This window comes from Streptomyces sp. WELS2 (assembly GCF_013870595.1).
GTDB lineage: Bacteria > Actinomycetota > Actinomycetes > Streptomycetales > Streptomycetaceae > Streptomyces.
This window is the reverse complement of record NZ_JACBWZ010000242.1, coordinates 1-7,964: the sequence shown is the minus strand read 5'-3', so window position 1 is coordinate 7,964 and position 7,964 is coordinate 1. Positions and strand designations below refer to the sequence as shown.

Annotated in this window: 5 protein-coding genes; 3 read left to right on the top strand and 2 right to left on the bottom strand. The window is 71.4% G+C overall.

Annotation, left to right across the window (positions count from 1 at the left end; translation table 11 throughout):
• Positions 1-74: 74 nt before the first annotated feature.
• A complete protein-coding gene (serB, locus tag H5J33_RS16260; RefSeq protein ID WP_181795623.1) occupies positions 75-1,298 on the bottom strand; it encodes a phosphoserine phosphatase SerB in 1,224 nt (407 codons plus the stop codon).
• Between the two features lie 648 nt (positions 1,299-1,946).
• Here serB and H5J33_RS16255 point away from each other — a divergent pair.
• On the top strand, positions 1,947-4,571 hold the full coding sequence (locus tag H5J33_RS16255) for an FHA domain-containing protein (RefSeq protein ID WP_181795622.1): 2,625 nt from the start codon (positions 1,947-1,949) through the stop codon (positions 4,569-4,571).
• Between the two features lie 88 nt (positions 4,572-4,659).
• Here H5J33_RS16255 and H5J33_RS16250 read toward each other — a convergent pair whose 3' ends face one another.
• Positions 4,660-5,400, bottom strand: coding sequence for a transglycosylase SLT domain-containing protein (locus tag H5J33_RS16250; RefSeq protein ID WP_181795621.1), 741 nt, complete (start codon positions 5,398-5,400; stop codon positions 4,660-4,662).
• Between the two features lie 573 nt (positions 5,401-5,973).
• On the opposite strand from H5J33_RS16250, the gene H5J33_RS16245 reads away from it, so the two are divergent.
• Positions 5,974-7,119 (top strand): GAF domain-containing sensor histidine kinase, encoded by a 1,146-nt coding sequence (locus H5J33_RS16245; protein WP_181795620.1) that lies wholly within the window; start codon positions 5,974-5,976, stop codon positions 7,117-7,119.
• Positions 7,112-7,753, top strand: a complete 642-nt coding sequence (locus H5J33_RS16240) for a response regulator transcription factor (RefSeq protein ID WP_181795619.1) — start codon at positions 7,112-7,114, stop codon at positions 7,751-7,753. The genes H5J33_RS16245 and H5J33_RS16240 overlap by 8 nt, the downstream gene beginning before the upstream one ends.
• Positions 7,754-7,964: the final 211 nt, after the last annotated feature.

Below are 7,964 nucleotides of genomic sequence, written 5' to 3'. Positions count from 1 at the left end.
GATCGCCGGTGAAGGCCCGAGACCGGAACTGCCCGGCCGGCAGCCCGGCACCGCCCGGCCCGGTCAGGCTCGCTTCAGCCCTCGTCGTGCGTGTCCGCCGCCTCGACCTCTTCCCGGGTGATGCCGAGGAGGTAGAGGACCGTGTCCAGGAAGGGGAAGTTCACCGCCGTGTGCGCCGCCTCCCGCACCACCGGCTTGGCATTGAAGGCCACGCCCAGTCCCGCCGCGTTCAGCATGTCCAGGTCGTTGGCGCCGTCACCGATCGCCACCGTCTGCGCCAGCGGCACCCCGGCCTCCGCGGCGAACCGGCGCAGCAGCCGCGCCTTGCCCGCCCGGTCCACGATCTCGCCGACGACCCGGCCGGTCAGCTTGCCGTCGACGATCTCCAGCGTGTTGGCCTGCGCGAAGTCCAGACCCAGCCGCTCCCTGAGATCGTCGGTGACCTGCGTGAAGCCGCCGGAGACGACCCCCACCTGGTAGCCGAGCCGCTTCAGCGTGCGGATCAGGGTGCGCGCCCCCGGCGTCAGCCGGACCTGCTCGCGCACCTTCTCCACCACCGAGGCGTCCAGCCCCTTCAGCAGCGCCACGCGCGCGTGCAGCGACTGCTCGAAGTCCAGCTCCCCGCGCATCGCCGCGGCCGTCACCTCGGCGACCTCGTCCTCGCAGCCGGCGTGCGCGGCGAACAGCTCGATGACCTCGTCCTGGATCAGGGTCGAGTCCACGTCCATGACCACCAGCCGCTGGGCGCGCCGGTGCAGACCCGCCGAGACCACGGCGATGTCGACACCCAGTGCCGCGGCGTCGGAGGCCAGGGCCGTGCGCAGCGGCCCGGTCTCCACGCCTGAGACGGCGAACTCCACGGCGGTCACCGGGTACTTGGCGAGCCGGAAGATACGGTCGATGTTGCCGCCGGCCTTCGCGATCCGGGCGGCGATCGCGGCCGTCGACTCGGCGGTGAGCGGGTGGCCCAGCACGGTCACCAGGGAGCGCCCGAGGCCGCGCGGACGGTTGTCGCCGTGCCCGGAGATGATCTCGGCCTGCATCTTCATCGACTCGGCCCAGCTGTGCACGGTGGCCCGCAGGTCGCCCTCCAGACCGGCCGGCGGCTGGGTCACCAGGACGCACAGCACCAGCCGGCCCCGGGTGACGACCTGCTCGATGTCGACGACGTCGACGAGGTAGGCGGCGAGGGTGTCGAAGAGACCCGCCGTGATGCCCGGCTGGTCCTTGCCGAAGATCTTGACAAGGAGGGTGGGGACCTCGGAGGTCTGCGAAGCGGAGGTCTGCGAAGCGCTCATGGTGTCACCACCGTATCCGGCACCCAGTGCCTTCCGCCGCCGAGGTCCGCCTGACGGACACGGAACAATGACCGACGCCCCGGTGTCGGGAACCTTGCAACCGGCCGGCCGGCACGGCGCACGGACCCGGGCACCGCCTCGCCCCCACCCCGAGCGTGCCACGCCGACCGGCAAACGGCGATCCACGGCCCGTCCGCACCGCGGCGGCCCCTCCCGCCCTACGCAAGAGCGCGGAAAGAACCACGACCGCAGCACGGCGCCGGCCGGACCGCGCACGGTGGCGTGATCTCGACGGCCACGCGGATCCCGGCATCCTTCGGCGAACCCGCCGTATCGAGCTTCGGCGAATCCGCCGGATCGGCCTTCGGTGAACCCGCCGGGCCGGCCCGTGGCAGCCCCGCTGATCGCGGGCTCGCGATCAGCCTCTCCGCGACACCGGCGGTCCCGCGTGTCCCCCTCGCGGCGATTGCCACCGTCCGGACCGGTTTCACCCCCGTCACCAGGGCGAAGTGGACCGCGTCCGGGGCCCCTTGGCAAGGCCCGGGTTTCGGTCAGGGGGCCGCGCCTGGAATAGTTCCCCACGATGTTCGACATCCCTAGACTCCCCGCGACGGGGGTGATTCGGGGGACAAATCAGTGGGGCATGGAGTGCCGGAACTCGTACTGGAATCAAACGGACGGACCTGGACGCTCGACCCGTCCAGGCCTTACACCCTCGGCCGTGATCCGCAGGGTGACATCGTCTTCGACGACGCCAGGGTCTCCTGGCGGCACGCCACGGTCAGCTTCAACGGCCAGAGCTGGGTCGTCGAGGACCACGGCAGCACCAACGGCACGTATGTGCAGGGCCGGCGCGTCCAGTACACGGAGATAGCCCCCGGCGCGGCGCTGCACCTCGGCAACGCGACCGACGGCCCGCGGGTGGACTTCCCGGCGACCGCCGTACCGGTCGGAGCCCCGGCCCAGGAGCCGCAGCCGCAGGCGCAGTCGGCGGCACCGTACGCGCCGCAGAGCCCCGCCGCCCCCGACTGGGTCCAGCAGGGCGTGCCCCAGCAGGCCCCCGCCCACCAGGCGCCGGCTCACCACCAGGCCGTACCCCACCAGGCCGTACCCCACCAGGCCCCGGCCCACCAGCAGGCCCCGGCTCCCCAGCAGGCCCCGCACGCGGGCTGGCAGCAGGCCGGGCCCGCCGAGCAGTACGCGCGGATGGCACCCGGTGGTGGCGCGGGGGCGCCGCCGGTCTACGGCGACCGCAGCCCGACCACGTTCCACCAGTTCGCGCTCGGCCGCGTGATGCGCATCGGCCGTGCCCTGGAGAACGACCTGGTCGTCTCCGACCTCCAGGTCTCCCGCCACCACGCCGAGTTCCACGCCACGCCCGACGGCCGCTTCGAGATCCGCGACCTCGGCTCGCACAACGGCACCTACGTCAACGGCCAGCCGATCCCGAAGGGCGGCTTGGTACAGCTGGGGCCGGCCGACATCGTCGGCGTCGGCCACTCCACCTTCCGGATCGTCGGCGACCGGCTGGAGGAGTTCGTCGACACCGGCGAGGTCTCCTTCTCGGCCCGGCACCTGACCGTCACGGTCGACGGCGGCAAGCAGATCCTCAAGGACGTCTCCTTCGGCGTCCCCGAGAAGTCGCTGATCGCCGTGATCGGCCCGTCCGGCTCCGGCAAGTCCACCCTGCTCAAGGCGCTCACCGGCTACCGGCCCGCCGACCAGGGCGAGGTGCTGTACGACAACCGGAACCTGTACAAGCAGTTCGCCGAGCTGCGCCAGCGCATCGGCCTGGTGCCGCAGGACGACATCCTGCACCGCGAGCTGACCGTGAAGAAGGCCCTGAAGTACGCGGCCAAGCTGCGCTTCCCCGCCGACACCACGGCGCAGGAGCGCGACGCCCGCATCGACGAGGTGCTGCGCGAGCTGAAGCTCGACATCCACAAGGACAAGAAGGTCACCTCGCTCTCCGGCGGCCAGCGCAAGCGCGTCTCGGTCGCCCTGGAACTGCTCACCAAGCCGTCGCTGATCTTCCTGGACGAGCCCACCTCCGGCCTCGACCCGGGCATGGACCGCGACGTCATGCAGCTGCTGCGCGGCCTCGCGGACGACGGCCGCACCGTCCTCGTCGTCACCCACTCGGTGGCCGAGCTGGCGTTGTGCGACAAGCTCCTGGTGATGGCCCCGGGCGGCGCCGTCGCCTACTTCGGCCCGCCCGAGGAGGCGCTGAACTTCTTCGGCTACGACAGCTGGGCCGATGTCTTCTCCGCCTTCGAGAACTACCGCGACTACGACTGGGCGGGCCGCTGGAAGGGCTCGCAGCACTACCAGATGTACGCGGCGGAGATCGACGCCGTCGCCCCGCAGGCCGTCCCCATGCCGGTACCGCAGGCGCTGAGGCCCCCCAAGCCGCAGAGCTGGGGCTCGCAGCTGACGACCCTGGTCCGGCGCTATGTCTCGGTCATCGCCTCCGACAAGGGCTTCCTGGCGCTGACGGTGCTGCTGCCGGCGGTCATCGGCGCGGTCAGCCTGCTGATCCAGCACGACCGCGGACTGCTGCCGAACCCGGTCAGCCCCAAGACCCACCTGCCCGTCCCGAACGGCACCGCCACCACCGTCCTGCTGATCCTCGCCGTCGGCGCGTGCTTCGCGGGCGCCGCGAACTCGGTCCGTGAGCTGATCAAGGAGCGGGTGATCTACGAGCGGGAGCGCGCGACCGGACTGTCCCGCTCGGCGTACCTGATGTCCAAGGTGGTCGTGCTGGGCGCCGTCACCATGTTCCAGGGACTGCTGGTCGGCGTCATCGGCTTCTCCAGCCGCGAGATCCCGGCCAAGGGCCTGGTGCTCGGCGGCTCCACGCTGGTCGAGCTGTGTCTGCCGGTCATGGCGCTGGGCTTCACCTCGATGATGGTCGGCCTGGTGATCTCCTCGCTGGTGAAGACCGCCGAGAAGACCATGCCGCTGCTGGTGATGTTCGCGATCGTCCAGGTCGTCTTCACCGGCTGCCTGTTCACCCTGCACGGCACGCTCGGCGTGAACGAGTTCTCGTACCTGATGCCGTCCCGCTGGGCGGTGGCCGCGGCCGGCACCACGCTGGACTTCAACGCCATCGCCCCGAACACCGACGACCCGGGCAGCACCGACCCGCTGTGGGACCACGCCGCCTCGGCCTGGGGCCTGGACATGCTCGTACTGCTCGCGCTCGGCGCGGTGTGCGGCTTCTTCGTCTCCCGCTTCCTGCGCCGCCACGAGCCGGAGGTCATGCGCAAGTAACCGCATCCCTGTGCAACGCCGAAGGGCGGCACCCCGTGATCGGGGTGCCGCCCTTCGGCGTTGCGTCGCTGAGGTCCCGCGCCAGGCCTCAGTACGCGCTGTTGACGTTGTCGATCGAGCCGTACCGGTGGGCCGCGTAGTTGGCGGCTGCGGTGATGTTGGCGACCGGGTCGTAGATGTTCCAGGACGTGCCGGAGACGTGGTAGGCGCTGAAGGTCGGCGGGATGACCTGGAGCAGGCCCTTCGACGGGATGCCGTTGACGGCGTTGACGTCCCAGTTGTTGATGGCGAGGGGGTTGCCGGAGGACTCCCGCATGATGTTGCGGTGCAGGCCGCTGTAGCTGCCCGGGATGCCCTTGGCCCGCATGATGGACAGGGCCTGGCGGATCCAGCCGTCGAGGTTGCCGGCGTACGTCTTGGCGGCGACCGGCTGGATGTCCAGACGCTGGGTGGAGCGGGTGGCGGCCTGGACGGCGGAGTGCTGCGGCGCGGCCTGGCGGACGGCTGCCTGCTTCCGCTCGGCGGCCTCGGCGGCCTTGGCGGCGGCAGTGGCGTCGGCGGCCTTCTTCCGCGCCGCGAGGGTGTCCAGCTTGACGTTGTCGGCGGCGAGCCGGCCGGTGAGGGTGCCCTTGACGTTCTTCAGCACGGTGCCGGAGGAGACCTGCGCGGTCGTGGCCGGGGCGCCCGTGGTGACGGTGCCGCCGTGACCGACGGTGGCCGAGAGGGCGAGGGCGGCGGTGCCGAACGCGGCGGCACCCGCGACGGCGGCGATCTTGCGCTGCTTGGTCAGCGGACGACTATGAGCACGGTTGAGGATGTTCTTGGGCATGGCTGATGGACCTCTTCGATAGCGCGGAGGTCGCTCCTGCGTCCGCCGGGGGAATCGGCTCCTCCCGCACGAACGCCGCGGTGGGAACCCGCGGCGCTGAGCGACGAGGCAATTCTTAGCGGGCGCAAAATGCCCAGGCAAAGGTGTGACATACGATCCCGGGTAGTGGATCAGGGAAGGGCAAAATGGGACAGACGGGACCGTCGATCCCGTTCATGCGGGCGGGGGCATCTCCTATGCGCTTTCGTACGTGATGTAGGCCCTATGCGCGGGCTCACATGGAATACCGGCCGCTCTCACAGTGAGTCGCCTTCGCAATGCAGAGCGTGAGACTCCTCATCCCCAGGTAGGAGACGACCGTCGCCGGACTCGTCCGCGAGGCAGAGCCCTCACGCCACGCGCGCGCGTGGCGTACGCGCGCCCGTGCCGCGGATGCGCGCGCGTGTCACATAGGTCCGTACGGCGTCCACCCTCCGCGCCCCCGGCTCCGCCGACCGCCCTAGGACCAGAGGACCAGCCCGCGCCGTCACCGGCCCGATCCGTGCTGTCGTACCCCGCCGGTACCGTGAGGGCATGAGTCAAGGCCCCCGGTCCGGCCTCGCCGCGGTCAGTTCCGCGCTGCTGGCCATGAGCAGGCATCTGGAGGTCCGCGACGTCCTGAAGACGATCGTCGCCTCCGCCCGCGAACTGCTCGACGCGCAGTACGCCGCCCTCGGCGTCCCCGACGACCACGGCGGCTTCGCCCAGTTCGTGGTCGACGGTGTCAGCGATGAGCAGTGGCGTGCCATCGGCCCGCTCCCGCGCCAGCACGGCATCCTCGCCGCGATGCTGCACGAGGCGAAGGCCGAGCGCCTCGCGGACGTGCGCAAGGACCCCCGCTTCGAGGGCTGGCCGGACGCCCACCCCGACCTGGCCGACTTCCTGGGCCTGCCGATCAGGGACGGCGAGGAGGTCATCGGGGCGCTCTTCCTCGCGAACAAGCACTGCGCCAAGCCGGAGGGGAGCTGCGGCTTCACCCAGGACGACGAGGAACTCCTGTCCATCCTCGCCCAGCACGCCGCCATCGCCCTCACCAACGCCCGGCTCTACGAGCGCAGCCGCGAACTGACCATAGCCGAGGAGCGTTCCCGCCTCGCCCACGAACTGCACGACGCGGTCAGCCAGAAGCTGTTCTCGCTGCGCCTGACCGCCCAGGCCGCGGCGGCGCTCGTCGACCGCGACCCCGCCCGCGCCAAGGACGAACTGCATCAGGTGGCCTCGCTCGCCGCCGAAGCCGCCGACGAACTGCGCGCCGCCGTCGTGGAGTTGCGGCCCGCCGCGCTGGAGGAGGACGGCCTGGTCGCCACCCTGCGCACCCAGATACAGGTCCTCGACCGCGCCCACACCGCCCGCGTCACCTTCACCGGCGCCGGCCTGCGCGCGCTGCCCGCGGCCCAGGAGGAGGCCATGCTCCGGGTCGCCCAGGAGGCCCTGCACAACGCGCTGCGGCACTCCGGCGCGGAACACGTGGACGTGAGCCTGCGGCGGCGCGGCCGCGGCGCCGTCCTGCGCGTCACCGACGACGGCAGCGGCTTCGACCCCACGGCGGTCCGCCGCGCCGGACGCCACCTCGGCCTGGTCTCCATGCGGGACCGGGCCGGCGGGGTCGGCGGCTCGCTGAGCGTGGAATCGGCGCCCGGCAAGGGCACGACGATCGAGATGGAGGTCCCCGGTGGGTGAACCGATCAAGGTGCTGCTGGTCGACGACCACCAGGTCGTCCGCCGGGGCCTGCGCACCTTCCTGGAGGTCCAGGACGACATAGAGGTCGTGGGCGAGGCCGCCGACGGCGCCGATGGAGTCGCCCGTGCCGAGGAACTGCGGCCCGACGTCGTCCTCATGGACATCAAGATGCCGGGCATGGACGGCGTCGACGCGCTGCGCAGGCTCCGCGAGCTGGGCAACCCCGCGCGCGTGCTGATCGTCACGAGCTTCACCGAGCAGCGCACGGTCGTACCGGCCCTGCGCGCGGGCGCCGCCGGGTACGTCTACAAGGACGTGGACCCCGACGCCCTCGCCGGTGCCATCCGCTCCGTGCACGCCGGGCACGTCCTGCTCCAGCCGGAGGTCGCCGACGCCCTGCTCGCCCGGGAGGAGGCGGGCGGCGGACAGGGCAGGGGAGGCTCGCTCACCGAGCGGGAGCGGGAGGTGCTCGGCCTGATCGCGGACGGCCGCTCCAACCGGGAGATAGCCCGCGCCCTGGTCCTGTCCGAGAAGACCGTCAAGACGCACGTCTCCAACATCCTGATGAAGCTCGACCTCGCCGACCGCACCCAGGCCGCGCTGTGGGCCGTACGCCACGGCGTGGCCGGCTGACCGCCCCCACCCCGGTCCCCCACCTCGGCAACACGGAGCGTCACGAACCGGACTGAGATTCATACCGTAGTGGGAATGTCACCCGGACGGCGCATCCTCCGGTGATCCCCGCCGTTCTCCAGTGCGTGCCGCGGTGATCGCCGCGGTGGACACCCAGGAGGGGCAGACAGTGAAGAACCTGAAGAAGGCAGCGGCCGTGACGATGGTGGCG